This window comes from Streptomyces sp. SJL17-4, from assembly GCF_036826855.1.
GTDB lineage: Bacteria > Actinomycetota > Actinomycetes > Streptomycetales > Streptomycetaceae > Streptomyces.
In genome coordinates, this window is record NZ_CP104578.1 from 8,362,745 (window position 1) to 8,387,465 (window position 24,721).

At 69.5% G+C, this 24,721-nt stretch carries 25 protein-coding genes and 5 pseudogenes; 15 read left to right on the top strand and 15 right to left on the bottom strand.

Annotated features, from left to right (window positions below; all coding sequences use genetic code 11):
- Positions 1–66: 66 nt before the first annotated feature.
- Together N5875_RS37615 and N5875_RS37620 are read left to right on the top strand one after the other, a co-directional pair.
- Entirely contained in the window at positions 67–738 is a 672-nt protein-coding gene (locus N5875_RS37615; RefSeq protein ID WP_338498887.1) for an excalibur calcium-binding domain-containing protein, read from the top strand.
- 139 nt (positions 739–877) lie between these two features.
- Positions 878–1,072, top strand: coding sequence for a hypothetical protein (locus tag N5875_RS37620; RefSeq protein WP_318212237.1), 195 nt, complete (start codon positions 878–880; stop codon positions 1,070–1,072).
- Positions 1,073–1,249: 177 nt separating this feature from the next.
- Here the strand turns inward: N5875_RS37620 and N5875_RS37625 are convergent, their stop codons facing one another.
- Positions 1,250–1,828 carry an HPP family protein gene (locus tag N5875_RS37625; RefSeq protein ID WP_318212238.1) on the bottom strand — a complete coding sequence of 193 codons (579 nt, stop codon included), beginning with the start codon at positions 1,826–1,828 and terminating at the stop codon, positions 1,250–1,252.
- Positions 1,829–2,037: 209 nt separating this feature from the next.
- On the opposite strand from N5875_RS37625, the gene N5875_RS37630 reads away from it, so the two are divergent.
- Positions 2,038–2,310, top strand: a complete 273-nt coding sequence (locus tag N5875_RS37630) for a DUF6296 family protein (protein WP_318212239.1) — start codon at positions 2,038–2,040, stop codon at positions 2,308–2,310.
- Positions 2,311–2,479: 169 nt separating this feature from the next.
- Positions 2,480–3,157: a hypothetical protein gene (locus tag N5875_RS37635; RefSeq protein ID WP_338498891.1), complete on the top strand. Its 678-nt coding sequence runs from the start codon at positions 2,480–2,482 to the stop codon at positions 3,155–3,157.
- A gap of 362 nt (positions 3,158–3,519) precedes the next feature.
- Here N5875_RS37635 and N5875_RS37640 read toward each other — a convergent pair whose 3' ends face one another.
- From N5875_RS37640 to N5875_RS37660, 5 genes are all read right to left on the bottom strand, one after another.
- Positions 3,520–6,465, bottom strand: a complete 2,946-nt coding sequence (locus N5875_RS37640) for a hypothetical protein (RefSeq protein WP_338498893.1) — start codon at positions 6,463–6,465, stop codon at positions 3,520–3,522.
- 256 nt (positions 6,466–6,721) lie between these two features.
- Positions 6,722–7,600, bottom strand: a complete 879-nt coding sequence (locus N5875_RS37645) for a hypothetical protein (RefSeq protein ID WP_338498895.1) — start codon at positions 7,598–7,600, stop codon at positions 6,722–6,724.
- 257 nt (positions 7,601–7,857) lie between these two features.
- Positions 7,858–8,073 (bottom strand): hypothetical protein, encoded by a 216-nt coding sequence (locus tag N5875_RS37650; protein WP_338498896.1) that lies wholly within the window; start codon positions 8,071–8,073, stop codon positions 7,858–7,860.
- A gap of 57 nt (positions 8,074–8,130) precedes the next feature.
- Entirely contained in the window at positions 8,131–9,015 is an 885-nt protein-coding gene (locus N5875_RS37655) for a hypothetical protein (RefSeq protein WP_338498898.1), read from the bottom strand.
- Positions 9,012–9,413 carry a hypothetical protein gene (locus N5875_RS37660; protein ID WP_318212245.1) on the bottom strand — a complete coding sequence of 134 codons (402 nt, stop codon included), beginning with the start codon at positions 9,411–9,413 and terminating at the stop codon, positions 9,012–9,014. Before N5875_RS37660 ends, N5875_RS37655 begins: the two co-directional genes overlap by 4 nt.
- A 107-nt stretch (positions 9,414–9,520) precedes the next feature.
- Here N5875_RS37660 and N5875_RS37665 point away from each other — a divergent pair.
- A pseudogene (locus tag N5875_RS37665) lies at positions 9,521–9,901 on the top strand (IS5/IS1182 family transposase); the annotation flags it as partial.
- Positions 9,902–10,166: 265 nt separating this feature from the next.
- Here N5875_RS37665 and N5875_RS37670 read toward each other — a convergent pair.
- The 4 genes from N5875_RS37670 to N5875_RS37685 all read right to left on the bottom strand — a co-directional run bounded on the left by N5875_RS37670 (position 10,167) and on the right by N5875_RS37685 (position 14,271).
- A complete protein-coding gene (locus N5875_RS37670) occupies positions 10,167–10,952 on the bottom strand; it encodes a class I SAM-dependent methyltransferase (RefSeq protein ID WP_318212246.1) in 786 nt (261 codons plus the stop codon).
- 492 nt (positions 10,953–11,444) lie between these two features.
- On the bottom strand, positions 11,445–11,687 hold the full coding sequence (locus N5875_RS37675) for a DoxX family protein (protein ID WP_338498900.1): 243 nt from the start codon (positions 11,685–11,687) through the stop codon (positions 11,445–11,447).
- 336 nt (positions 11,688–12,023) lie between these two features.
- The gene (locus N5875_RS37680; protein ID WP_338498902.1) at positions 12,024–12,917 is read right to left on the bottom strand and encodes a dihydrodipicolinate synthase family protein; all 894 of its coding nucleotides are present in this window, start codon (positions 12,915–12,917) and stop codon (positions 12,024–12,026) included.
- A gap of 37 nt (positions 12,918–12,954) precedes the next feature.
- Complete coding sequence (locus N5875_RS37685; RefSeq protein WP_338498905.1) at positions 12,955–14,271, bottom strand: aminotransferase class I/II-fold pyridoxal phosphate-dependent enzyme; 1,317 nt, start codon at positions 14,269–14,271, stop codon at positions 12,955–12,957.
- Between the two features lie 278 nt (positions 14,272–14,549).
- Between N5875_RS37685 and N5875_RS37690 the strand changes: the two are divergent.
- From N5875_RS37690 to N5875_RS37710, 5 genes and pseudogenes are all read left to right on the top strand, one after another.
- Positions 14,550–15,139 (top strand): annotated as a pseudogene (locus tag N5875_RS37690) (IS5 family transposase); the annotation flags it as partial.
- A 1,015-nt stretch (positions 15,140–16,154) separates the two neighbouring features.
- Positions 16,155–16,280, top strand: coding sequence for a hypothetical protein (locus N5875_RS37695; protein WP_338498907.1), 126 nt, complete (start codon positions 16,155–16,157; stop codon positions 16,278–16,280).
- Positions 16,281–16,791: 511 nt separating this feature from the next.
- Positions 16,792–17,247, top strand: coding sequence for a DUF2867 domain-containing protein (locus tag N5875_RS37700; RefSeq protein WP_338498909.1), 456 nt, complete (start codon positions 16,792–16,794; stop codon positions 17,245–17,247).
- A 157-nt stretch (positions 17,248–17,404) separates the two neighbouring features.
- Positions 17,405–17,656 (top strand): transposase, encoded by a 252-nt coding sequence (locus N5875_RS37705; RefSeq protein ID WP_338498910.1) that lies wholly within the window; start codon positions 17,405–17,407, stop codon positions 17,654–17,656.
- A gap of 6 nt (positions 17,657–17,662) precedes the next feature.
- Positions 17,663–18,097 (top strand): annotated as a pseudogene (locus N5875_RS37710) (transposase); the annotation flags it as partial.
- Positions 18,098–18,150: 53 nt separating this feature from the next.
- Here N5875_RS37710 and N5875_RS37715 read toward each other — a convergent pair.
- The gene (locus tag N5875_RS37715; RefSeq protein ID WP_338498911.1) at positions 18,151–18,684 is read right to left on the bottom strand and encodes a hypothetical protein; all 534 of its coding nucleotides are present in this window, start codon (positions 18,682–18,684) and stop codon (positions 18,151–18,153) included.
- A gap of 401 nt (positions 18,685–19,085) precedes the next feature.
- Between N5875_RS37715 and N5875_RS37720 the strand changes: the two genes are divergently transcribed.
- Positions 19,086–19,691: a dihydrofolate reductase family protein gene (locus N5875_RS37720; protein WP_338498912.1), complete on the top strand. Its 606-nt coding sequence runs from the start codon at positions 19,086–19,088 to the stop codon at positions 19,689–19,691.
- A 56-nt stretch (positions 19,692–19,747) separates the two neighbouring features.
- Positions 19,748–20,038 (top strand): hypothetical protein, encoded by a 291-nt coding sequence (locus N5875_RS37725; protein ID WP_338498915.1) that lies wholly within the window; start codon positions 19,748–19,750, stop codon positions 20,036–20,038.
- Positions 20,039–20,249: 211 nt separating this feature from the next.
- On the opposite strand, the gene N5875_RS37730 is transcribed toward N5875_RS37725, so the two are convergent.
- Both N5875_RS37730 and N5875_RS37735 read right to left on the bottom strand, forming a co-directional pair.
- Positions 20,250–20,855, bottom strand: coding sequence for a hypothetical protein (locus N5875_RS37730; protein WP_338498918.1), 606 nt, complete (start codon positions 20,853–20,855; stop codon positions 20,250–20,252).
- A 15-nt stretch (positions 20,856–20,870) separates the two neighbouring features.
- Positions 20,871–21,431, bottom strand: coding sequence for a hypothetical protein (locus N5875_RS37735; RefSeq protein ID WP_318212254.1), 561 nt, complete (start codon positions 21,429–21,431; stop codon positions 20,871–20,873).
- A 354-nt stretch (positions 21,432–21,785) separates the two neighbouring features.
- Between N5875_RS37735 and N5875_RS37740 the strand changes: the two genes are divergently transcribed.
- The 3 genes and pseudogenes from N5875_RS37740 (at position 21,786) to N5875_RS37750 (ending at position 23,317) form a co-directional block, all read left to right on the top strand.
- On the top strand, positions 21,786–21,980 hold the full coding sequence (locus N5875_RS37740) for a DUF3253 domain-containing protein (RefSeq protein ID WP_338499388.1): 195 nt from the start codon (positions 21,786–21,788) through the stop codon (positions 21,978–21,980).
- Positions 21,981–22,224: 244 nt separating this feature from the next.
- The gene (locus tag N5875_RS37745) at positions 22,225–22,728 is read left to right on the top strand and encodes a hypothetical protein (RefSeq protein WP_338498921.1); all 504 of its coding nucleotides are present in this window, start codon (positions 22,225–22,227) and stop codon (positions 22,726–22,728) included.
- A pseudogene (locus N5875_RS37750) lies at positions 22,725–23,317 on the top strand (transposase). The gene N5875_RS37745 and the pseudogene N5875_RS37750 overlap by 4 nt, the downstream one beginning before the upstream one ends.
- Positions 23,318–23,369: 52 nt before the next feature.
- Here the strand turns inward: N5875_RS37750 and N5875_RS37755 are convergent.
- Both N5875_RS37755 and N5875_RS37760 read right to left on the bottom strand, forming a co-directional pair.
- Complete coding sequence (locus tag N5875_RS37755) at positions 23,370–24,068, bottom strand: alpha/beta hydrolase (RefSeq protein ID WP_318212256.1); 699 nt, start codon at positions 24,066–24,068, stop codon at positions 23,370–23,372.
- 120 nt (positions 24,069–24,188) lie between these two features.
- Positions 24,189–24,705: pseudogene (locus N5875_RS37760) on the bottom strand (transposase family protein).
- Positions 24,706–24,721 lie beyond the last annotated feature (16 nt).

Consider the following 24,721-nt stretch of genomic DNA (forward strand, 5'->3'; position numbering starts at 1 on the left):
AGCACCGCCCAGTACGATCTGCGGCTATCTGAACAGGTTCAGTACAGCGGGGCGGGAATCAGCGGTATGGGCAAGAACGGCGGAGAGAGCTGCGCCGATGGGTGCGTCGGCGTCATACTGCTCCTCGTCATCGGCGCAGTGGCCTTCGTTGCCTGCGATGACGACTCGGGCGCCTTGAACGCGGACAGCCCGGCGACAGCGGCGACGCAGCTGGCCGAGCCGCGGAAGTGGCAGCTCAGGGATATCGGACTCGACGACGAGACCACCCTGTGGTGGGACACGGAGAAGTCGGAGACGCTCAGGCTCCTGACCTACGCCCAGGCCGAGGACGCGAACAGCGCAGCGCTGGACGACCTCGACGACGACGAAGGTCTCACGGCGAAGGACGTGGAGCTGAAGCTCCTGTCGATGCCGAAGCACGGGACAGCCAAGCTGAACAAAGCTGACGGCACGGTCGTGTACACACCCCGGGCCGGATTCGAGGGGCAGGACGAGTTCCGGTTCTCGGTGCAACTCCGGGGCAGGCCGCGGGTAGTCGAGGGCACGCAGACGATCGCCGTCGAGGAGAGCCCTGGCGGCAGGTACGGGCGCGAGCACAGCGCGGTCGTGCCCAGCGAGCCGTTCGCCAACTGCGCCGCAGCTCGCGCCGGTGGAGCTACGCCGGTGCACGAGGGCGATCCGGGCTATGGCCCGCACCTCGACGGCGACAGCGACGGAATCGGCTGCGAGTGGGGCTGACAGGCAAGCGCAAGACGGGCACCAGATGACACAGTGGCGGCTCTTGCGGGGAGATGCCCTGGTCGGTGAGCTCAGTGAGTACGGCTGTGATCAGCCGTTCTTCCTGGCGCGTTTCACTCCGGTGCCAGGCTCGGGGACCATGAGGGCGTTGTTCGAGGCCGGGGCGGCCTTCCGAGGCCCGGATCCGGATGGTGCCAGGTTCGTCGCGCTGGTCGAGCCGCTGCAGGACTTGGAGCTCACACTGGCTCCGGTTGACGGCCGGCAGCCTCCGTTGCAGCTCTTCAAGAACTGCATGGTGCGTATCAACGGCTCCGAGGCTCGCCTCCGCTACTGACCCCGATAGAGCAGCCCGTTGAGGGAGGTCGGCGCGGGTGACGACATTGACGAGCCGGGCCTTGGGGGCGCAGTGCGGCCTCGCGGATCGCGACTTGGACGATCCGGCGCCGGACCCGGTCCGCCGCTGTCCGTCCTCGCGCGGCGCCCTTCGGCGGACGCGCCGGGCCGAAGCGGTTCACCACCAGTAGGCGGGGTACCTCGGTGCCGCGCGCCGGACGCGGGAAGCGGCGTACGCGGTCAGTACGAGCAGGACCGTGGACCCGAACAACAGGGGAACGAACCTGCCCGGCGCGGGCCCCTGGAGGACGATGACGACGGCGGTCGCGCAGGCGGGCGAGTGCGGGGTCCGGGCCAGTGTCGTCAAGGCGAGGGTGACACCGGCGGCGAGGGCGGCGGCCCAGGCGCTGCCGTGCGCCACGACGGCCACCGCGTACCCGGCGGCGGCACCCAGGAGGTGGCCGACGACCACGCTCCGAGGCTGGGCCAGTGGCAGCGCGGGAGCGCAGTGGACCAGAGCGGCGCTGGCGGCGAGCGGGGGTATCAGCACCGGCTCGTGGAGGGCGGCGCCGATCGCGACGAGCGCGAGGAGGGCCGCCGTGGCGGCGCTGACATTGTGGGCGGCGGCCGCGGGCGTCGGTCGCGCCGGGGCACGGCCGGCCATCCGGGCCAGGCGCGGGCGCCGACTGCGGGGGGCGGCGGCGGAGACGGTCACGGCCGGGGCGGGTTCGGGACGCGGAGCGGTGTCGGTGTTCATGTGATGGAGGCGGGGTTTCCGGGGCAGGCGGCCGTGGGCCGGACGAGACGGGAGTGGGGGCGGCGGGTCGCACGGACCTCTGTGGTCGACAGTCGGCCCGGCCTCGCGCCCGACCCTGGTGCGGCGGCGCGGCCTCGCACCACTCTAACCAGCGGGTTCTCGGCTGCTCGGCCGGGGCGGAGCCGGGTCTGCGGCGTAGAATGAGCCGAATGAGCCCACTCCGATACGAGCTGGTGTTCTCCGACGACACGGATTCGGCCCGCGACGTCGTGATCGTCGAGCGCACCTCTTCCAAGGGGCCCGGCGGCCATCCGGTCTACGCCGACCCCACCAACATCATCCGGGCGGAGATCAGCGACCGGGACGAGGTACGCATCCTGGCCTCGGGCGGGCACCAGGCTCCGCCACAGCACGTCCTGGCCCGCCGTCTCACCGACACCGACCCGAAAGATCCCGCCGGCCCCTCCACCTCAGCGGCCTGACCGGTATCAGGCCCGGCCGATCTGTCGGCGAACGCCCTCCGCGTTCGGACAGGGGCGCCTCACGACCCCTCCTCGGCGACGAGGCCGGAGGCGGGCGGGGCTGCCTGGGCCACAGCGCTCACCTCTCAAGGGCTGCTCCTTCGCCATGCCCAAAGAAGGAGCCGGCCTCATGAACAAGGCCAGCACCCCGCCGCCCCGCCGCCTGCGCTGCTGCTGTGCGGTGCCGCCGGGCACTTCGTACGCCGCCTCAGCTGCGGCGCGTCCCACCGTCACGAGCATCGTCGGCTACAGCGACCTCGTGGGCCGCGACAAGGCCGCCGCCACGGACGTGGAGTCGCTCGCGGAGAGCCTGACCACACGCAGGCCGCCGAGAGTGCGCGCCCCGGGGCAGATCGCCGCGTACGACAACTACGGCTACGCCCTCGCCGGGCAGCTCGTCGCCGAAGGGCCGGTACGGGGCGTGGAGCCCCGCCGGCCCCGGCGCGGTCAGCACCGCCGGCGACATGGGTCGCTGGCTCGCGGTGGCTTTCACGGCCTCGCTCGCGGCGGTCGTCTCGGACGCCGACGCCATGATGGAGATGGTGCCGCTGGGTTCCCCTTGCTGTCCGCGGTCACCGGCCTGGGTACGGCCCCGGTGGCGGCGAGCCTCGGCCTGGCGGCGGGAGCGGTGACGGCCCGGCAACGAGGCTGGTGGAACCGCGCGGCCCGCAGCCTGTTCACCCTCACCGCACTGGCCTGCCTGACCACAGCCGGCATGCTCCTGCTGTACCACCTGGTGACGCCGCGACTCTCCTGGCTCGCCGACCGAAGCACCGGATGCGACCTCTCGGTTCGGTGCCGGCGGTGACGAGTGCGGGGGAGGATGCTCCGGGTGGGGTGCTTCGGCGCCGGCCACCGGCTGCCCGGAGGCGGATGGGCCACTGTCACGGAGCGAGAGCCCGACGGGCTCCTCAGCCTCCATCCGTCCGAGCGGGGGTGCCGCCTTCCGCTTGGAGACGGAGTGGAGCCACACCAGCAGGCCCTCGCTGAGCACGACGTGCGGAAGGGTCCCTGGCGGCCGTCGCGGAAAGGGCCCGTACACGCGCCGCAGCGCGTGTACGGGCCCTCGGCTTCGCCTCGAAGGGCCGAGCGACCGACTACGGCCGGTATCCGGGCCGTGATCGTCCACGGTCACCCGACTGGGTCGGCCGTGGTCGATCAGCCGGTCGATCAGTCGTGAGAGCGGCTCGCCGGGTTCTCGCCGTATACCTCGATCCTGTTCGCGTTGATGTCCGTCAGTACGTCGATGATGCTGCTGTACCGCGGCGAGGTGCTGGAGTTCACGGGGAGTACGAGTGTGTCCTGGGCGAAGATCACGGCGTCGCGCACGCTGCCCAGCCCCAGCGACTGGGACGTCCTCGACCTGATCACCGTGCCGGCGTTGATACGCCTGGAGGCCAAGTTGAAGTAGACGGCCAGAAGCTGCCTGCCCAGAACGCTCTTCGGCGCGTTGCTGTTGCTGAACCCTGCCGCGGCCTCACTGATCGACAAGGCCCCGTTCCGGTCGGTGTCGTATCGCTGGTCGGTTGCCTGGATGCGCGCCAGGAACTCGGCGGTCCACAGTTCCTGATGGTTCTTCCAGAACCCTTGGGACAGCGGGTCGCGGGTGGGCGGTACGACGGTGATGGTGGTGCTGGCCGAGTCCGTGACCGGCGCGAACGAGCATGCTCCTCCGGCGTTCCCGTAGGTGACGGACACGGTGTCGGTGTACGTCGTACCGGCCAGCGCCAGAAGCGTCGGCCGCGCCGTGAAGACGATCCTCTGTTCGCCGGACGTGGCCAGTACCGTACCCACGTTCCAGACGAGCGTGCGGGTCCCATCACCGTTCAGCGTCACCGAACTGGGCCTGGGGCCTGTGCCGAGGTCGAGCTCCTGGCTGTAGTAGACGCCGGCCGGCAGGGTATCGGTGACGGTGACACCCGAGGCGTCACCACTGCCCGTGTTCGCGTAGGTGATCGTGTACGTGATGGCCTGGCCCGCATTGACGGTGGCCGTGGCCGACTTGTCCACCGTCAGCACCGGCGCGTGCACCGTGGTGGTGGCCTGCGCCGTGTTGTCGTCCGTGTACGGGTCGGGCACGCCGTCCGTGTCGGTTCCGGTGACGGTGACACGGTTGGTGAGCACTGTGCCGTCGGTCGTGTCGCACGGCACCGGGTACGTGAAGCCCGGCGTGACGGTGGTGACGGCTCCGTTGTTCAGGTCCGGCAGGGAGCGCTGCTGCGTCGTGCCGTCGGGCAGGGTGTCGGTGACGCGGATGTTGGTGGCGGTGCCGGGTCCGAGGTCGGTCACGTCGGTGGTGTAGCGCACGGTGTCCCCGCCGACCGCGTCGGGGCGGTCGGCCGATTTGGTGATCGCCAGATCGGCCTTCTGGAACATGGCGAGCACTGTTTCCTCGGTGAGCTCCGGCGGCAGGTCCGGTCGTGCGCCATCGGCGAAGAACGTGGCGTTGAGCCGGGGGTTGTACTGGATGTTGGCCCAGTCGTCGTAACCGCGCAGGGACTCGCCGGGGCTGGTGGCGGTGCATGCGGTGATGGACGTGATCCGGTTGATGTCGGCGGTGACGCCGGCCTCCGTGTTGCCGTTCGTCCCGTTCCAGTCGGTGGGGCCGTTCGTGGCGGGCGCGACCGTGAGTTTGCCGCCGATCCCGTAGATGATGTTGCGAGCGGGGTCGGAGGGAGTCCCGTACACGCCGTTGTTCTCGTCGAGGCCGGCCTCGTTGAGCGCTGTGGCCGGTGTCGTCCCGAGGGCGGTGCCCTTGGCCGTGCTGCTGTAGTCGAGGGGTCTCGAGGGGTCCCTGCCCGCGAATTGGAGCGGGTAGTTCATCACGCTGAGGTAGTTGGGCTTGCAGTTGGTCGCATCGTCGCCGCCGTGGCCCAGGCTGAGCGTGTGTCCGAGCTCGTGCATGAACGTGGCAGTCTCGGCGTTCTTCCGTCCGCCCAGGTTGCTGAACGACGTGGGCGCCCAAGAGCCGAGCGTCACGATGAAGTCGTTGCCACCCCGGGGAGGACCGGCGGGGTCCCACTCCGAGCTGCCTGACGAGCTGGGGTTCTCGACGAAGCTGTTGCCGAAGATCATGTAGCGGTACACCTGGCGCTTCGCCTGCAGGATGTTCGCGCAGTTCGGGCTGGACCGGTCGGCCGGGGTACCGAAGAACCCGGTGCAGGGGCCGACCGGGTTCCCGCTCTTGAGGTCATTGAAGTCGTCCAGCGCTCCGGGGCCGGGGGTCCGGAATCTGATCGACGCCACATCCGGCAGGGATTCGCCTTCGGCGGCGTGGAGGTTGATGCCCCGGTACTTCTTCTTCGCCGGATCGGACGGGTCGGGGTACTCGTCGACCGGCGCTTTGGCGAACGCGTTCACGACGTCGGTAAGAGCACCCGGCTGCGGCTTGTCCGCGGCCATGTAGTCCGCTTCGACGAACAGGTCCTTGCGGTAGGGGACAGCGCCGTACTGCGCGTCCCCGAGGGGCAGGTCGACGGTCCCGTCGCCGTCGAAGTCCAGCCCCCTGCCCGCGACTTCCCAGGTGTTCATGAGGCCGTCGCCATCGCTGTCGGCGCCGTTCGCCAGGGCGACGCAGGACGAGGTGGTGATCGTGAAGTACCCGCGGGCCGAATCCGCGCCGCTGCCTTCGCTCTCCCCCGACAGGGTCGGCAGGTCCGCCCCCTGTTGGGGAGTGAGTCCACCGCCGGTGAACGTGCAGGTGTTCAGGTCGAACCGGAGGTTCAGGTCGGCACTCCCGGACTGAGTCCAGTTGATGGGCCCGTCCTGGGTCAGGTCGTCCTGGTCCCACAGCTGCATTTGGATGTCGACGGGGTTGTGGCTGGTGTCCACCGTGGCTGTGTAGACCCAGTTGGTTCGGAAGTCGGACCCGTGGCCGCAGCAGTAGGTGTCCCTGCCGTCGAACAGGCCTTGGTGGTCGATCTCGAATTTCGGATAGTAGTCATTGCCGCAGGCCTCTCCGGCGCCTTCGTCGCAATGGAGCTCGACGACTCGGTAGAGGCTGACGGTGATGTCCTGCGTTGCGGCCTGAGCCGGCGTGGTGCCGGTGGCTGCCACCCCCGCCAGCACCAGCAGGAGCACGGCAAGTAGGCGGACGTACGAACTGACCCTTGGCATCCGGCGGTCTCCCTCAAGGGCGAGCAGCAGTGGAGCGGATCGCTCGCAGGGATGCTCGCACCAGGGGAGCGCCTTGACGGGGCAACACGCTCTGTAACCGTCCGGGTCTTCGACAGGGGATCGCTGGACCGGCGGCATCTGGGGATGGTCTGATCGTCAGCTGCATGGTGCTCCCCATCAGCCCGAAGAGCGTTGCGGTACTACTGAGCTTGAATGCGTGATGTCGGGCAGTTGTCCGCGGTCGGACCAGGTGCCGTCATCCTGCCTGGGATCGAGCCGGTGCGGCCCGTGGACGGGTGACCTGGGCGCGGTTGCGGGCACGGATGGCCCGGCGCTCCCCGGCCTCGGCGAGCACCGCGGCTCTGGCTTCCCCTCCGGCGTCGAACGCCGCCGGAGAGAAGCGGTCGCTGGCTCTGACGTGCCGTTCCCAGTCGTCCTGCCAGAACTCAACCGTCCAGCCCGGCCACAACTCCGGTACTTGGTAAGCCTGTGGTGAGGAGTAGAGGGACCACCAGCCCAGGTGGCGGCGTTCCGAATCGAGGTGGATGCCGGAGTTGACATGAAGCCGGCAGCCTCCGTGCCCGGGGGCGTCTGCCAGGCGGTTGAGCAGGGCGGCGCCCTCGCGGACAGGGTGGTCGAAGGCGTCAGAGGCGACGTGGCAGTGGCTGGTGTTGACCGTGATCACCACACCGCCTGGGTCGGGCCCGGCCAAGTCCTCGTCGTCGGGGGAGAGGAGCGGGGCCAAATAGGGGTCCGAATCGCGGCAGCGGACGTACTCCGGGTCCAGCCCGACGTACTCACGCAGTTCGGCCGAGCCGTCGTACAGCCAGCGGACCTCCCAGCCAGGCCACGCGGCTCGGATGAGCTCGAACACGGCCGCGCGGTGTCGGAGCTCAGTGCTGGGTCCTTCCCAGGCGAAGAACAGGAGCACCTTCCGGCCGAGGTCGAGCAGTATCCCGCCCTGGGCCCTGGTGTCGTCCAACCACCACCCGTCTTGGCGGAGTTCGGGAAGCATGGCGAGAACCGGCGTCGGCCCTTCCAGCAGGTCGAGGTCGATTCCGACCGCCCAGCCGGTTCGGTACAGCTCATGTGTGCCGTTCTCGCGGACCACGATGACGTTGGCTCTGTCTCCCATTGGGTCAGGATGACCGGGCGGGAGGCCGGCGGCCATCCGTTTTCGGCGGCTTCGAGACTCTGGTGTCCAGAGAGTGAAGGCGCGCCGACAAGGTGGGGGTCGTGGTCATGGGGTGGCCCCCGGCAGGTAACCGGCGCAACGTCCTGCCGCCCGTAACAAGGGGTTCACCTCCAGACGTTCTCACAGCGGGTGCAGCGGGTGCAGCGGGTGCAGCGGGTGCAGCGGGTGAAACCGAGCAGCGGCGGTATCGAGGGCGGTTATGCGGGGCCCCGGAAGGGGGTCGGGAAGTAGAAGGCGTTGACAGTAACGATGCGCCAGGGGCAGGTCAGCTTGCGGCGGCCTCGCGGCGACGTCCTTCCAGCCGCCAAGTCGCGGGTGACGACGTAGCTGACGTCGACGGAGGCCTCGGCCGCGACGAGCGGCGCGTGGCCAGGCACCTCGGCCCGGGCGATGGTCAGGCGCGGCCCGGGCATGGCCGTGTCGACGGTGACGTACCCGCCACTGGCTGATGAGCGACCACCCCAGCCCCCTCAGTCCACCGACCGGGGCTGCGTGCCGGGGGTCAGCGCGATCCAGATGGCCTCGCTCTCCCGAATCACGTAGATCTCGTCCACCTGCGCGTCCCAGTCACGTGTCACCACGAAGTAGCGGCCGTCATGTTCGGCGAGCAGCCGCAGATCTGAGTACCGGTAAGGGTGCAGGCGGTCGGTCGAGAGCTTCTGCTCTGTCACCGAATCCGTCGGCAGGCTCAGTGGTTTGGTGCTGAGCACGAGCACTCCCGTCCAGCTGGTGACGGCCGCAGCTCGTGCCTGAGCGTCCTGCCTGCCCTGCTGCCAGGCTACGTTGGTCACCGTCCAGAAGAGGAAGACGCCGACGGCGAAGACCGGCACAGCCTGGCGGCGGAACCCTTGAGGACGCTGTCCCTCGGCATCCCGGCACTGGCTCAGAAGAAGCCCGACGGCGATGGTCAGCGGTCCAGCCCAGCCGTACGGCTGGATCTCATGCCACAGCGCGAGCAGCACGATCCCAGTGGCCACGAAGAGCGGGTACCAGCGCGCCGCGGCGGCCTCGATCCGCGTCACACGACGGGGCCGACGGCTCCACGGGACACAGACAAGCAGGAACACGCACCCGGCCGCCACCATGATGTCCAGGTTCAGCAGATTCAGGCTTTCCAGAGCGACCTGGCTGAACCCCAGGTTCATCGATCCCCAGTGGAGATTGAAGTAGTCGTAGTACGTGCTGGTGTAGATGGCGCCGATGTAGAACATCAGCGCGGCGATGAACGTCCCCTGGGCGACGACGATCTTGACGAGGGCGGACGGCCCTTCGGGATCGCCCCCGGCCTGACGCCGGGGTTTCCCGGCGTCGGGCGGGTGCTGCTGCTCAGTCCCGTGTGCGAAAGGCTCGCTCACGGGGTCTCGGGAGCCGGCTGTGAGGGAACCCGGGAGTTCCCCGGCGCGTTCTCCTCGGGCGCCAGCGTGGCGGTCGGAGTGGGCGGGTCGAAGGGCGGGTCAGTCGTTTCGTCCTCGGTCGCCGTCGGCGGGGGAGGCGGGGGAGGGACGTAGCCCCCGGTCGGCGTGTTTGTCGGATCCCGTGTCTCGTCCGTCGAAGGACCGTCCGTGTCCTCCGTCGGAGGGGCATCCGTGTCCTCGGTCGGAGGAGCGTCGGTGTCCTCGGTCGGCGCGGTCGGCGCGGTCGTGGGGGCCGGTTCCGGTTCATCGGGATCACAGGCGGCAAGCCCTGTCATACCCACCAGCATCAGCAAAGCAAGCACCGCGGCGCGCGCGCCACGGACGATCCGGTATCGCATCCGACCTCCTTGATCGTCAGCGAGCGTATGGGCCCATGGGGCGGAGGGCTGCGACGCACACCTGCGTGTCCCAGCCCTCCGCCCGATCGGACGCCCCGGCGGAGACTGTGGGCTGCTCGGGTGTGACGGCCTTGCGCCGTCTGTCGGTACTGGACCGAAGCCGGCGTCTGGCCACGGCTGCACGCCGACCTGCTGTCCGAGCTGTGCCGTGCCGACCTGCTGGACCTGGACGACTGCTCCGTGGACGGGTCGCATGTCGAGGCCCTCAAAGAGGGGGATCATGTCGGCCCCTCGCCCGTCGACCGCGCTCGTTCCGGATCCAAGCACAGGACCGCCGTCCGCTGTGGAAGCGCGGCATCAAGCTGCTGATCGCGCGACGCGGCGTCACCCACGGCTCCGGACTGGGCAAGGTGCGCTGGGTGGACGAGCGCGCCATCGCCTGGCTGCACCAGTTCAAGCGGCGCCAGACCCGCTACGAACGACGCGCAGCCTCGCCAGGAACTCCTGGCGAGGCTGGCGAAGTCGCCGGTGAACAGGCCGTGCAGGTAGAGCAGCGGCAACACCCCGGCGATCCTCGGGGACTGCGGCACCACGGCGACAGGACCGCCGAGGAGAACCGCTACCCGCTCCCCGGTGGCCGCCTCGGCCCGCTTGTCGCTGGCCCGCGGGGCCCTGACCGGGATCGACCCCGCGGCGGTGGCGACCCTCCGCGGCTGGTGGTGATCGTTGCGGTCTCGAGTCTGCCCTGAGCGACTACGCGCGAGGTGTCGGCCCCTCGGCCGGCTTCACCGCGTGGAGCACCCGCATGCCCCGGGGGCCCGCGGCGGCCTGCCGGACCTCGAGGCCGGCGCGCAGGGCTTCGGCGGTCAGCCAGTCCGAGGCCAGTCGCAGTTTGGGGTAGCTGCCGACCTGGAGGTGCCATTCCCCCTCCACGCGGGTGTGGAGCAGGTCGTGGACCATGACGGTGTCGTCGTCCACGTACTCCAGGAAGCAGGTGAGCAGCCGGTCCTCGGTGGAGCGTACGGGGAGGAACCTGTCTTCGCCGCGGAGCTCCCCGGTGAGGTCGCGGTAGGTCACGACGACGTGTCCGCCGGGGCGTAGGGCGTGGGTTATGCCTTTCAGCAGGGCGCGGACGTCCGCGGGGCCGGGCAGGTGGGTCAGGGTGTCGCCCATGCACACGATGGCGGCCGCGGTGGCGGGTCCGGCCACGCGGGGGAGGGCATCGAGGAGGTCCGCGTGCATGGTGCGTACGGCGTCCGCGACGCCCGCGGTCTCGGCGTGCCCGGCGAGTTCGTCGAGCAGGGCCCGGTTGGTGTCCACGGCGGTGACGGAGGAGAAACCGAGCTGCGCCAGGGCCAGGGTCTGTGGGCCCGGTCCGGATCCGAGGTCGATGGCCGCGTCCCCGTCGGCCTCGGGCCGTACCCCCAGTCCTTGGAGGAGTTCGGCCTGGTCCCGGGCGTTGGCGTGGATGTCGCTGCCGAGCATCCAGGTGTAGTGCGCGGCGAGTAGCCGGTCGTAGTGCTCAGGGGGTGTGGTCACGGGTGCCGTGTCCTTTGGTCGATGGGCCGGTGGCCCGGTGGCGGGCGGCGAGTGCCGCGACTGGGTGAGGGGGTCTACAGGGAGTCCAGGTCCACGGCATCCGCCATAGCCCGGGACCCGGCGTCGTTGAGGTGGAGCCCGTCCCTGCCGGCGTACGCGCCGCTGGTGCGGACCGAGGGGAGGCAGATCCGCCGAAGGTCAGCGCGCGGACGGTTCCGGGCTGGACGGCGGCGCCCCCGGCTGACAGGCCCACGGTGGCGCCGGTCAGCTGGAGCGGGGTCGTGCCGAAGGCGTGGGACAGGTGTACGCGCAGGTCGGAGCCGTCCGCGCCGAGCGTTCGGTGTGCCGTACGGTCTGGTCGTCGAAGTTCGCCTCCGCCCAGGTCGCGTACCAGCTCTGGGATGGAGTTGTACGGCCGTGGTCCAGCCGACGGTCCAGCGGTGCGCTCAAGAGGGGGCGGTGGCCGTGTGCGCCGCGGGGGCTTGGCGGCAATCAGGAGGGTCGCGGTGCGGCGGCAGTGGCTGCGGACAGCAGCCCGATCACATGTACCGCCGGCCCGATCAGCAGGCCGGCCGCGCCAGCGACCTTGGCCACCCCGAGCGGGGTCCACCAGGGTCTGGGCACCCCGTACTGGGCGAGGGGTTCCACGACGAACTGGGCCCTGCGCAGCAGGGAATGGCCGGAGAAGCCGACCCAGCCGGCGGTCAGGACGGTGACGACGACGACGGCGGACATGCGGGTACTCCAGAGCTGTCGGTGGGTGCGAGGGGTGTACGAGCGGTGTGCGAGGCGTCAGGCCGATACCGGCGTGTTCCACCGGTGGAGGGCCGCGTAAGCGGGCTGCCAGTGGTGCGGTGATGGACGCGCCGAGCGCACCCGCGAGCGTTCCCGACCCGCCCGATGAGCTGACGAGGAGGACGACTGCGACGATCGCTCCCCCGTCAGTTGTACGGGCAAGGGCCGCGGCTATGTCGTAGCGCGCCAGGCGCCCCTTGGAGCCGGAGGACCCTGAGGGCTTGCTCACGGCATTCGTCACGGTCGCGATGGGCTGGTGATTCATGGCGACAGGGCTCAGCCGGCGAGTCCGAGTGCGTCCAGCGCTTCGGCCACGTCCTGACGTGCGGCCTCGTCCAGCCCGCGCAGCGGGCGCGGCAGGTTCGGCTCGCCCGTCAGCCCGAGGTGAGAGGCGGCGGCGGACATGACCCGCAGGCTGCCGTGGCGGCGGAACAGGGCCCACAGCGGCTCGAGGGAGTCGGACAGCTCCGTGGCGGAAGCGGCGTCACCGGCCTGAGCAGCGCGGGTCAGGGCGAGCGTGGTCAGCGGGAAGGTACCGCCGAGCACCGAGTACCAGACATCGCACCCGGCGTTGAGGCCATGGGCGGCCATCCAGTCGCCGCTGACACCGATGGTGACCGTGTCGGGGATCAGCGCCCGCAACGCGTCGATCCGGTCCTTGGCCTGCGCCGGATCGTCAGGGACACCCGGGATCTTGATCGAGCCGACGTTCGGCAACTGAGCGATCCGGCCGTGCAGTTCGTCGCTGAACTGCACACGTGTCGTGCCCGGGTTGTCGTACACGCACAACGGCACCGACAGCTCGCGGGTGACGTCCTCGTACAGGCCGAACACCTCGTCCTCGGTGAGCGGCTGATACGTCATCGGGGCGAGCAGCACGGCGGAGGCTCCGGCCTTCTGGGCGTCCTCGGCCAGGGTGAGGACGTGCGAGGTGCGCAGCGCGCCGATGCCCGCCATGACAGGGGTCCCGTCGGCGGCGTCGACCGCGATCTTCAGGGCGTGGGCGCGCTCCTCGCGGGTGAGGTAGGCGTAGCCGCCGGTGGAGCCCAGCGCACCGACGGAGTCCACGCCGGCGGTGGCGAGGCGGGCGACGAGCGCGGCGTACGCCGTGGTGTCGATGCCGTCCTCGTCGGTGGGCGTGAGCGGGAAGGCGCTGAGGCCGTGGAACATGGTGACTCCTTGAAGGGGGAGAGCGCGCGTCGGTCTCTTAGGGAACTGGGCGCAAGTCGGCGATGACAGCGGCGAGTTCGGAGGCGAATGCCTCGGCCTTCGGCTCGGTGATGGTGGAGCTGGTGATCCGGATCGCGCCTTGATGGGCGGAGGGATCACGGACGAAGAGGTGGCCGGGTCGTACGGCCCAGCCCCGCTCGGCCAGGGCTTGGACCACTGATCGGCTGTCGACGTCGAGTTCGACCCAGATGTTCAGCCCGTCGGGCCGGTCGGGCACCTCGATGCCATGGGTGTGCAGACGCTGGATGAGCAGGCTGCTGCGGTGCGCGTAGGCCGCGCGGGCTCTTTCGTGGAGTTCCTGCACGCCGGGATCGACGAGCAGTTCGTGGGCCGCGTGTTGCAGGAGGCGGCTGACCCAGGTGGTGCCGACACTCAAGCGCGCCTCCAGGCGTGTGGCACTTTCCGCGTCGGCGGCGATCAGGGCAAGACGCAGGTCCGGGCCGAGGAACTTGGACACGGACCGCACGAGCGCCCAGCGCGCCGTGGTCGCAGGGGTGATCCGGTGGTACGGCCGCGCGGAGACGGCCGAGAAATGGTCGTCCTCGATCACCAGGACCTGGGGGTGGTCGGCGAGGACCGTGCGCAGCTCGGCGGCCCGTTCCTCGGTCAGGCTCGCACCCGTCGGGTTATGGGCGCGCGGCGTGCAGACGACGGCGCGGGCGCCGCCTTCGAGGGCGGCCCGCAGGGCGTCAGGACGCATGCCGGCGCCGTCGACCTGGACCGGTGCGGACTTGTAGCCGTTCAGCCGTAGCGTGCCGATGCTCGCCAGGAAGCAGGGGTCCTCGACCGCCACCATGTCGCCGCGGGTGAGGTGGGCGTTCAGGAGCCGTTCGGTGGCGTCGACCGCTCCGTGCGCGACCAGCGTCCGGAACGGCTGCTCGATGTCCTCGGCGAAGTCGGCCGAAGCCCATGCGGCCAGCTCCTCGTCGACGGCGGGCATGCCGTACAGGGGCTGGCGGTAGTGTCCGCTGCGGGCTGCGGCCAGGATGTCCGGCAGCAGTTCCGGGTCAGGGTTGCCGCTGGCCAGGTCGACGGACCCGCCGCCGACGCCGACGCCCTCACGGGCGAGCTGCGGCACCGCGGAGATCACCGTGCCGCCGCGTCCCCGCGTCTCGGCCACCCCGGCCTCCACCAATCGCCGGTATGCCAGGGCGACGGTGTTCCGGTTCACTCCCAGCTCGGCGGCGAGCGCCCGCACCGGCGGCAGCATCGCCCGCGGCGCGAGCGCGCCCGACGCGACCTGGTCCCGCACACTGCCGGCGATCTCCGCCGCGGTCGTACCCGCGATCGCCACGTGATCACCTCCCCGACCGACTCTAACACTTTGTCCTATGCCAAACATCGGTGACATCATTGCAAAGGTGAGTCCGGCTCCTCCCCGTGCCGGACTCACGTGCCGGGGACGACGATGCGTTCGTGGGCGTGGACCCGGAGCACCTGGCACTCGACGGCGAAGAATCGGCCTGCTCCGCCCGGGGTCATGAGCAGACCACCGGGGTACCGAAGTAGAGGATGCTCGGACGTATCACTCGACGCGTGTCGGTCGTCATGCGGAATGCGCCAACTGGGCGTTTCAGAATGCGGACTGGTGTGGCCTGGCGTGATGTTCCGGCCAAGACAGTGGGCTGCTCTGGGGTGACGGCCTGGCGCCGGCTGCGGGACTGGACCGAGGCAGGCGTCTGGCCTCGCCTGCACGCCACCCTGTTGACCGAGCTTCGCCAAGCCGGCCTGCTGGACCTTGACGACTGCTCCGTGGACGGGTCGCACGTCCGGGCCCTCGAAGGGGGGATCATGTCGGCCCCTCGCCCGTGGACCGGGCCCGTCCAGGCTCGCAGCACCACCTGATCGTCGACCGCCACGGAACTCCGCTCGCCGTCATGCTCACCGGTGGCAACCGGCACGTTGTCACCCAGCTCCTGCCACTACTGGACGCCATACCGCCGATCAGTGGACTTCGCGGACGCCCCCGCCGCAAGCCGCGGCGCCCGTATGCCGATCGTGGTTACGACTTCGACAAGTACCGCCGCGTGCTGTGGAAACGCGGCATCAAACCCGTGATCGCCCGACGCGGCGTCGCTCACGGTTCCGGACTGGGCAAGGTGCGGTGGGTGGTCGAGCGCACCTTCGCCTGGCTCCACCGGTTCAAACGGCTCCGCACCCGCTAGCGACGCGCCGACCTTCACGATGGCCTGCTCAAGCTCGCTTGCACAATCAGGCCGACGGCCTGCTGGCCGAGGAACGAAAGGGCCGCAACCGCTACGTCCGGCTCGCGGCCCCGGATGTGGCCGAGATGATCGAAGCACTCGCCGCCCGGGCCCCAGAGTGCCCGGTGCCGGTACGCTCCCTCAACGCAGCCCGCGGCCACCGAGATCCGGCCTTCGCCCGCATCTGCCACGACCACCCGGCCGGCTCCCTGGCTGTCGCGATCACCGACGCGATGACGACCGAAGGGCTCCTGTCCTGGGACTACGGCCCGACGCTCACCACTTCGGGAGCCCACTGGCTCAGAGACTGGGCATCGTCGACGAACCTCCCGGATCGTCTCCGCGACCGCATGTGCGCACCTGCCTCGACTGGACCGAACGGCTCACGCATGGGGACGATCCGATCCCGGGCAGGATTGTTGTAACACGCGGTTGCTCTTTCGGGCTTGGCTGCTCCCTCTGCCGTGAGTTACCAGTGGGACCTGCACCGAAACGGCGACATCCTCTATTCCTCACCTGACCTTGCCACTGCCTTCCACCCGGAGGACCCTCGACGAGTCCCTGGTGGTGAAGGGCTCCCCGGCCCCGACGCGGCGATGCCGAACAGCCGGCACGCCGCGTGTAAGGAAACGACCCAGACGACCCCAGCCCGGTCCGGAACCGGGCTCCATCGACGCCGAGCCGACAGGCGGCCCGCTCGACGGTCTCCTCCTCGACATCACCGACCGGGCCCCCGCAGAACATCCTTGCCGCCGTCCTCATCTCCTGGACCAGCCGCTTGGCCCGGGCGGCCGCCTTTCTGTACGCCCCTGCCCTGGCGACCCCCGCCGGTGGGAGGGGGAAGGCAACTGCCTGACCAGGCCAGGCGCTCCGGGGTGGTCCGTACGTTGCGTCCACCTTCCCAGGGGGCCCTGGATAGGTGGGCGCCGCGCCGATCACCATGCACCGTCCCTCTACCTACGGGGGCTCGCGGGTGACCGTGGACCCGGCCGGGCACGACGAGATCCTCGGCCTGGCCCACTCCGACCATGCCCTGATCGTTTTCCTTGAGGCCACGGGCGTTCTCGACCCGGAGACGGTGGTCGACGACCCCGCCTGAGTCGAGTGGCGCGGCGGCCGCACCCATGAACACCGCCTGAACCCGCTCAGACCTCGGCTCCGGACTGGAGCCCAGCTGCGGAGAAGGTTCCTGGGCGCAGCCGCATGGGGTGCGCTGCCGCGTCGACGGCCCCTCCGCCATGCTCAGGGCCCTCTCCAGATCCGCAACCGGCTCCCTGGCAAGGGCTTCCTCGCAGTCCTGGGCGTGCATGACGGCCCCGCCGGCCGCAGCCGCGACGGAGCACCGGTAGTCGGGGGCGGTGCTGCGGCAGGCGGCGGGGATATTGGGCACGCGGCAGGCGGGACGTGCGCCCAGGACCACGAGCTTGCCCGCGAGAAGGCATATTCGTCGGGTGGCTAGGATCATGACTGGCGCGGTACGGATCATGAGGGGGAGTTCGTTGTGACGTCTGTGATCGTGTGTACGTCGGCCGGCGCGTTCGCCGAAGGGCTGAAGAGCCGTGGCTGATACGCGAGTCCGCAGGAACGCGAGGCCCGTTATGGAGAGGGCTGTGGCGAGTCTCGGCGGCTACGACCACGTGGACGCGGTGGCCGTGGACATCCCCGCGGGCACCAGCGCCGCCGAGTTCGCCCGCAGCGTCCTCGCCGCAACCCCGGAGTGGGTACACCGGCTCCTGGACCTGCGCGACAAGATCACGGCGCCCTTAGGGCTCCACTCCCAGGAGCGCGTCGCCGTACCGGACATCCGGATCGAGTCCGGCCGGAAGCTGGGGCCCATCCTGGTGCGGTCGGTCAGCGAGGAAGAGGTTCTGGGCGGAGAGGACGACAAGCACCTCGACTTCCGTGCCTCTTTCGCGGTGCGCCCGTCTGCATCCGGCGGGCTGGAAGGCGTGTTCACCACGGTCATCCGGTTCCACAATCTGGCCGGACGCCTGTACTTCAAGGCGATCCAGCCCTTCCACAATCTGATCATCCCCCGCCTTGTCGCCGGTGGCATCCGTAAGTGACGGGGGATGGGTGTGGGGCAGGGGGCGTTGCGCGATCGGGTTCTGTCCGGGTTGATCATGTGAGGCCGAGGGTGGACAGCGGTCGGGGTAGTCGCGGCTGGTGAGGCGGAGGACGGCGGCGAAGTTGGTCTTGCCGTTCTGGCGGAAGGTGCTGATCGTGAGGGCTGACGCCGGCTACCAGGGCCTCGGCGCCCAATCCGGCGCCCAGTCCGGCGGACGCGTGGTGACACCACCACACCACAAGTTCAAGAAGAACGCCCCGGACTGGCACGAGGAGATCCACGAGCGACAGCGCAAGGCACACTCCTCACGCCGTATCCGGGTCGAGCCGGGCATCGCTCACCCGAAGAACTGGCGGGCCCTGGCCCGGCACCTCGGCCGCCACGAACGCATGAGCGACACCGTTTAAGGCGTCGCCGCCCTCAAGGTCGCCTTCGGTAAGGTGATCGGCTCCCTGCTCCGCCGCCACCGGGCGGCGGAGTCAAGAAGTTTCACGCGAAGCTCGACAAAGAGGTCCCGGATGACCTGCAGGTCCATCTGATCCTGGACAACTACGCGACCCTCAAGACAACCGACATCAAGCGTTGGCTGCTGGCCGCATCCCTTCCATCTGCACTTCACACCGACCAGCGCGTCCTGGTTGAACCTGGTCGAGCGGTGGTTCGCCGAGCTGACCCAGAAGAAGCTCGAGCGCGGCGTCCACCGCTCCGTCCAAGCCTCGAACACGAGGTCCGAGTCTGGCTCGCCGGCTGGAACAAGCACCCACGACCGTTCGTCTGGACGAAAACCGCCGACGAGAGCCCTCGACAAAGTCGCCGCCTACTGCCAGCGGATCTCCGACTCAGGTCACCAGGTCCTGTGCTTCAGATCAGGCAGGTATCGCCTGGCACCGTGCTGCGGGTGTCAGCTGGGGAAGGAGAAGTAGAGCGCCTCGCTGTAGAACGACGCGAAGTGCCTCTGCCAGTCGGCTCGGACCGAGGCCAGCCAGTCGTCGTTCTGGCCGGCGATTGCCGCTTGGGCCTTGGCGACGGCGTCGGGGATGTCCTCGCACGCCAGACGCTGCACGCTCGCTGCAGGATCGTCACCCGACATCGAGACGATCTCCCCGGTCTCGAGGATGAAGTACTTCGCCTGCTGTTTCTCGAGGTGGGCGGTGGTCCTGGCAAGGCATTCGGCGAACTCGGCGTCGTCTTCCAGGCCCTTGCCGACCGCGTGCAGGAGGTCGCGGAGCAGGGCAGCCCCGTCGGCGTAGTCCGCGGCGATGCCGATCGGAGGGTTCCAGATCATGGACGGGACGATCGTCGTTCCGCGCCCCACCATGAGCTTGTGCGCAAGCGGGATGTCCCAGTTGTGCTCGGATATGCATCGGACCTGCTTGGGGATCTCCGCCTCGTTCGGCATCGAGTCCGCGGAGTAGAGATATGAACGGTTCGCCATGGTGGCGACGCTAACACCGGGGACCGACAACGCCGACGCTGTCGGACTCCTGGCGCGCGGTCAGAACGCGCGGTAGAGCAGCGGGCCGAGTGGAGTGGGCGTCGGCCCGTTCCCGGCTCTGCAACTGGTGAGCGGCGAGGGGAACGGTCCGATGATCTGAAGGGAACGGCTCAGGGATCGCGCGGGTAGGGATCGGCGTTGGCGAGCGTGGCATCCGTGGGATGACTTGCAAGGCGCGGGCGCGAAGTCATGCTGGGCGCACGTCGAGCGCTCCGTAACGCAGTCTCGTGGGGTGTACTGGCGAGGCGATGGGTTTCCTCGTTACCCCACAGCGCGCGGCCGATGAGTTTGTGGCTCCCGGCCGGTCATAGCTCGTGACACCCCAGGAAAGGACACCGCCAATGTCGGAGCTTCTCGTCGACTTCATCACCTCCCTCGACGGCTACGCATCGGGAGAGGGATGGCCCGGATTCTGGGGTCTCGAGGGCCCGGAGTACCTTGCATGGCTCGGCGGTCAGCCCGAGGTCACCTACCTGATGGGAGCGAACACCTACCGCCTGATGTCGGGCTTCGCCGCCGGCGAGGTCCAGAACGGCCAAGACGAATTCAGGCCCGAAGAAGAGGCGTCCGTCGACGAGCTCACGCAGGCGTCCAAGGTGGTGTTCTCCTCCTCACTCGAGGAGCCACTGACGTGGGCCAACTCCACGCTCGTCCGCGACGACGCCGTCGAGGCCGTCCGCGCCATGAAGGCGAGTGGCTCGGGGCTCCTCAGCACGATCGGCAGTCTCAGCCTGTGTCGGTCCCTGCTACGAGCCGGACTCGTCGACCGCTTCCGGGTCGTGATGTTCCCGGTGATCACCGGGGCCACGGGCGAAGAACGCATCTACGACGGCTACCCGGACGTCGCCCTCGAGATGATCGAGCACCGCACCTTCGACGGCCGCATTCAGCTGGTCGAGTACAAGCCCCGCGTGCTCGAGCACCCGCCACTCGGCGCCCCCGCGTGACGTCGCCCCGTCCGCCGGAACCCGAGCACAACGGCCCGGCCGGGCCCGTGCCGCCCATGCGCACGCTTGCCGAGCTCCGCGAAGCCCTCACCGCGTACGGTTTCGCGGGCGACCGGCAGGAGTTAGACCTCGAGCTTGGCGCCGTAGGCCTGGACGACCTCACCAAAGTCCGTGAGATCGTCCAGTCCTATCGGCACCGCGTCCTGCTTGCTCGCGACCCTCACGCCACAGCCGCCATCGGACGCAGCAACGAGGATGTCGCCGCCGAACTCCGCCGAACTCCGCCGAAAGCTGTCCGAGGCCGGCGCCCGGTGACCCACGCGTTCTACCCCGGCGCCGGCCGCTGAGAAGATCCTCGCCGAACCCACCACCTGGGAGCAGGCCGCTGTCAACACGGTTCGCCGAGTCCTCGGGGCGGCCCCCAGGCAGAGCGGTCGGGCGCTGCCCGGCACCGACACCCGCGTCGTCGAGAGTGCCTGATGCGACCAGCGTCCGCGGCCTGTCCGTCGTCTACCGCCACGATGCCGACCTGGACGCCGCCGGAGGGGTGAACCCGCATCATTGGGAGAGGAGCCGGTTGAAGAAGGACCGGTACTGGCGAAGGGCCATCCGCAGGCTCTCTGTGTTGACGTGGTCGTCCTCGCCCCACTGTCCTTCGAGGTTCCTCTTGTGGTCGGCGAAGGTCGTGGCGAGCTGTCGCATCACATCGGCGACCAAGGCGTCGGCCGCCTGGACGGCCTGGCGGGGGTCGTCGACGAACATGCTCTGGATGTCGCTCCAGCGCGTACGGAACGATGCTTCGTCGTCACTGTCCAGCAGTCGCGCCGAGTCGTCGGCCTGCTCTTCCGCGGCAGTCTCTTCCGCAGCAGCCTTGTCTGCGGCCGGCTCCGCAGCCGCCTGTGCCCGCGTCTCCGCCTCGGGAGCGCTGCTTTCCTGCTTCTCACCGGCGTCGGCGGTGTCACCGATCGCAGTGCTCTCTCCGGGGTACACGGGCGCATTGCGCGCGTTACCGTCGCGCTCGCGGTCCTGCCCCCGGTCCTGGTTCTGGCGATCGTCTTCCCTGCCGCGGCCGGTCTCCTCTGCCGTGCCGCGACCGGTCTGCTGGGCGATGTCCTCGGTCGACAGGCCGTTCCCGGCCTGCGACGGTGTCTCACGCTCGCGCATGACGCACCTTCCCTCTCAGCTCCGGCCGGGATCGGCCGAGCTTCCGTTGGTGAGGAGTTCGTCGAAGAGAGCCCGGTAGTGCACCATGGCTCCCCGCAGCTGCTCGGTGGTGGCCCGCTGAGCAGTACTGAGTGTGTTGATCTCGTGGGCCGCCCAGTAGTGCTCCAGCGTGCGCCCGTGTTCGACGGAGAGATCCCGCGCCTGCTGCTCGAAGCCCTCGGTGGGATAGCCCCGCTCGTGCATGAGGGAGGTGACGAGCCGGTCCGCGTCGTGCACCGCGCCCTCGGGCCGGTCCACGAACTCCTCCTGGACTCCGCGCCACTCCTGGGCGTACCTCTCCCTCTGCCGACTCGACAGCGGTTTGATGTCCAAGGCTTCATGGCGCTCCTCGCGGGCGCCCAGCTCCTGCTCGGCGGCTCGTCTGCTCCCGGCGTCCTCGACCGTGCGGTCGTACTCCGGCCCGAACTGCTCCCGAAGACGACGTCGACGACGCATGCTGAGCGTCACCGCCACGGCGACCAGCGCGATGACCACTACAACGGGTATGACGATGGCCAGGATCGTTCCTGTTGACATCGGCTTCGCTCCCCTCGGGAAGTCGTCCGTTGTCACGGCGGCTTCCCGAGCTGACGGTGCTGAAACACGACGGGCATCCGTGCCAGCACCGGACATCCGGGAGGTGACGGGAGGCGGGGGCACCCGGCCGGGCACACGCGACAGCAGACATGACGCCGGGTAGCTGATGGGTTCCGCCGCTTCGTGAGGTTGCGCCCCTTCGGGAGCAAGGCGACGCGGACGCCGTGCGATGCCTGCGCGCCGTGCGATGCCTGCGCGACGTCCGCGTCGCCTGCGCGCTGGGTGACGCCGCTGGTCTTCACCGTCACGCGGCTGAGCCGACCGGAGCAGGCCTGGACGGTCTCCCGGTACCGGGTGAACCACCGGTCGGCACTCGATACCGTGAAGGGCCAGGGGGTCCAGCGGTACGAGGCGCGCGCTCTGATGGAGCCTGCCCGAGTCGCGGCCCGCCACCTGGTCGACGAGGGCGAGGTGGAGATCACTCAGCGCGGCCACCCCGTCGCACCGGGCAAGGCTCGGGGCCCGATCCGCATCCGACGGGCCCGATGACCCAGCCCCACCAGACCGACCTGCTCCCGAGCGCCCGTAAGCCGCCCCCGGCCACCTGAACCACCCGGCGCGCCCCCCGCGCCCGTCACAGCGGCACCGCCGTACTTCCAGCCCGGCCTACGCCTGCCAACTCGCGGCGGCGCTGGCGCCGTCTGCCCTGGGAGAGGACTCACGCCACCCCGTTAGCTGCACCATGATCAAAGCACCGCCAGGGCTGGCACGACGATCTGATGAGGAGCAGGGCGTGGGAAGTCTGTTGAAGGGCGTTTCCGGGGTCCGCTGGGGAGAACTACGCGACGCGACGGGCGCCGCGGCCGGCGGTGTCCCCCCTCTGCTGTCCCGGATCGCATACGGGGATGAGGACACGGCCCGCATCGCCATCGATGACCTGGGCGATGCCATCTGTGCTCTGGGGTTCGTCGTTGGCGAGGCGACAGCTCCCACGGTGCCGTTCCTTCTAGAACTGCTCGGGTCCCCGCACGTGGCTTGCAAGGCCGAGTTGCTAGACCTGCTGGGAAGCATCTGCCGGGCCGACCAGTGGCATTCTGCCGCTGCGGCAGCGCAGGACCGCAAGCACGACGCGAACTACCAGCAGCAACCCGGCTGGGAGGCGGCAGCAAGGACAGCTGTGTACGCAGGCCGGTCAGTCATCGAGGGCGTCGCCTCCTCCGTACGGCCAGAGGAAGCGACGCCTGCTCGGAAGTTGTTGCAGGAGATGGACTGCATCCCGCCGTTCCCGGAGCTATGAGCAGCTATTGCGGGACAACCCTTAATGAAGAGTGGGCGATGCTGGAGTCGTTGCTGCCGACGGGCACGAGAGCGGGTCGGCCGCCCGTCTGGTCGAGGCGGCAGTTGATCGACGGCATACGGTTCCGGGTGCGGACCGGTGTGCCGTGGCGGGACGTGCCCGTCAAGTACGGGCCATGGGGCCGGGTCTACGACCTGTTCCGCCGGTGGCAGCGGGACGGCACCTGGCACCGCCTCCTCACCCGGCTCAGGTCCGCGTGCCCCGCATCGGGGCGGGCCGCCCACGCGTCCGTCCTGATCGGCCGAGCGGACAAGGCGTACGCCTCCCGCAGGAACCGCGCCTACCTGCGCCGGCGCGGGATCCGCTGCACCATCACGGACAAGGCCGATCAGGCGCGCAACCGCAGAAAGCTTGGCTCCCCGGCGGACGGCCGCCGCATTTCGACCTGGCCGACTACCGCGAGCGTCACGCGGTCGAATGAGGGATCAACCGCCTCAAGAGGCATCGGTCCGTGGCAACGCGGTACGACAAACTCGCGGTCCGCTACGAGGCGACCGTCCTGGTCGCGGCCATCAACGAGTGGCTGTGAGCAGCGCAGTTGATACGACGCTGGCAAGGAGTCCGCAAGCATGGAACTGCGGTCACGCCTCGGCTATGCCGATGAGGATCCGCGCCAGTTCGCGTGGCTGGGAGAACATCGGCCAGTGGCCGGTGTCCATCTCGATCAGCCGCCAGCGCCCGTCGGTCAGCAGCTTGGCCACATCGTCGCTCGGCTCGGGGTCACCGAGCGTGCACTTGATGTAAATCGCCGGGAGGTCGCCGAGCGGCCTTTCCAGCACAGCGGCTTCGGTCAGCGTGGCGCCCGGGTGTGGCGTCGAACCGCCCACGATCCGTGCGATCTGGTCATCGGTGAGACCGTGGCCCTCGAAGTGAGCCGCGGGCGCGACCGGCCAGAATCCGCCGTTCGCGGCGATCGATGCCCTCATCATCGCCCCGCCGTCCGGCCAAGCGGAGACGAACGGTTCACCATCGGCTGGAACACTGGAGTCAAGGAAGACCACTTGCACCAGCCGGTCGCCGATCCGCCCGGCGGCCTGACCGCTTGGAATACCCGAGTAGCTGTGACCTACCAGGACGACGTCGTGCAGATCCTGGCGTTCGACCTCATCAACAATGTCTTGGACGTGGGTCTGCTGCCCGGCCGGCGCGCCCTGCTTCTCAGCGAGGCCGGACAGCGTCAGCGGGTACACGCCATGGCCGGCCGCACGCAGGTGCGGCACCACATCGTCCCACGCCCACGATCCGAGTCGCGCACCGGCAATCAGCACAAAGTTCGCCATGGCTGCACCGTAGCGGAGCGGCCCGACGACCGCTCCGGAAATACTCTCGATACGCGCCCTGAAGCGTGTTGCAGAAGGTTGCGTCCGGGCAGGTCGGGGCCGGTTTCGGTGCCGGTCTCGTCATGCGGCGAGGGCGAGGTTGTGCATGTGGGCGACGGCCTGGACCGCGTGGTGGAGGCCGTCGCCGCGCTGTCGGCAGTCGCGGAGGATCTTGTGGTGCCTCATGCGGACGAAGGCGTGCTCGACACGGGCCCGCACCCGTCGGTGCTCGGCGTTGTCCTCCTCCTCCTCCTCCTCCTCGCCCGGCAGCAGGGCCCGTCCGGGGCGTTTGCGGTGCGGGACGACGAGGCCGGTGTTGATGTAGGCGCCGTCGGCCGGCACGGTCACGCCTTCGCAGGCGGTGGCCAGGCCGGAGTCCCGCCAGGCCTTCGCGTCCGCGGTGTTGCCCGGCACCGGCCGGGCCGCCGCGAGCCACCACCGGGGCCCGGTCGGTCAGCGGCAGGCACCACGGCCGGCCACCACCGGGACCGTTCCCGCCCCGCTCCTTCACCACTTTCACCAGCTTCGCGAACCGGTCGATTCGCAAGCCCGTGAACGTCACGACCCACACCGGCTCAGCCCGCAATACCCCACCCATGCAGGAGAAATGCCCG

Coding starts and splice junctions, on each gene's coding strand:
- N5875_RS37620 (WP_318212237.1), top strand. CDS start 878: ATGAGGGCGTTGTTCGAGGCCGGGGCGGCCTTCCGAGGCCCGGATCCG.
- N5875_RS37660 (WP_318212245.1), bottom strand. CDS start 9,413: ATGCGATACCGGATCGTCCGTGGCGCGCGCGCCGCGGTGCTTGCTTTG.
- N5875_RS37720 (WP_338498912.1), top strand. CDS start 19,086: ATGTCGGAGCTTCTCGTCGACTTCATCACCTCCCTCGACGGCTACGCA.
- N5875_RS37645 (WP_338498895.1), bottom strand. CDS start 7,600: ATGGGAGACAGAGCCAACGTCATCGTGGTCCGCGAGAACGGCACACAT.
- N5875_RS37725 (WP_338498915.1), top strand. CDS start 19,748: ATGCGCACGCTTGCCGAGCTCCGCGAAGCCCTCACCGCGTACGGTTTC.
- N5875_RS37615 (WP_338498887.1), top strand. CDS start 67: ATGGGCAAGAACGGCGGAGAGAGCTGCGCCGATGGGTGCGTCGGCGTC.
- N5875_RS37755 (WP_318212256.1), bottom strand. CDS start 24,068: ATGGCGAACTTTGTGCTGATTGCCGGTGCGCGACTCGGATCGTGGGCG.
- N5875_RS37630 (WP_318212239.1), top strand. CDS start 2,038: ATGAGCCCACTCCGATACGAGCTGGTGTTCTCCGACGACACGGATTCG.
- N5875_RS37715 (WP_338498911.1), bottom strand. CDS start 18,684: ATGGCGAACCGTTCATATCTCTACTCCGCGGACTCGATGCCGAACGAG.
- N5875_RS37735 (WP_318212254.1), bottom strand. CDS start 21,431: ATGTCAACAGGAACGATCCTGGCCATCGTCATACCCGTTGTAGTGGTC.
- N5875_RS37650 (WP_338498896.1), bottom strand. CDS start 8,073: ATGCCCGGGCCGCGCCTGACCATCGCCCGGGCCGAGGTGCCTGGCCAC.
- N5875_RS37730 (WP_338498918.1), bottom strand. CDS start 20,855: ATGCGCGAGCGTGAGACACCGTCGCAGGCCGGGAACGGCCTGTCGACC.
- N5875_RS37635 (WP_338498891.1), top strand. CDS start 2,480: ATGAACAAGGCCAGCACCCCGCCGCCCCGCCGCCTGCGCTGCTGCTGT.
- N5875_RS37675 (WP_338498900.1), bottom strand. CDS start 11,687: ATGTCCGCCGTCGTCGTCGTCACCGTCCTGACCGCCGGCTGGGTCGGC.
- N5875_RS37640 (WP_338498893.1), bottom strand. CDS start 6,465: ATGCCAAGGGTCAGTTCGTACGTCCGCCTACTTGCCGTGCTCCTGCTG.
- N5875_RS37625 (WP_318212238.1), bottom strand. CDS start 1,828: ATGAACACCGACACCGCTCCGCGTCCCGAACCCGCCCCGGCCGTGACC.
- N5875_RS37680 (WP_338498902.1), bottom strand. CDS start 12,917: ATGTTCCACGGCCTCAGCGCCTTCCCGCTCACGCCCACCGACGAGGAC.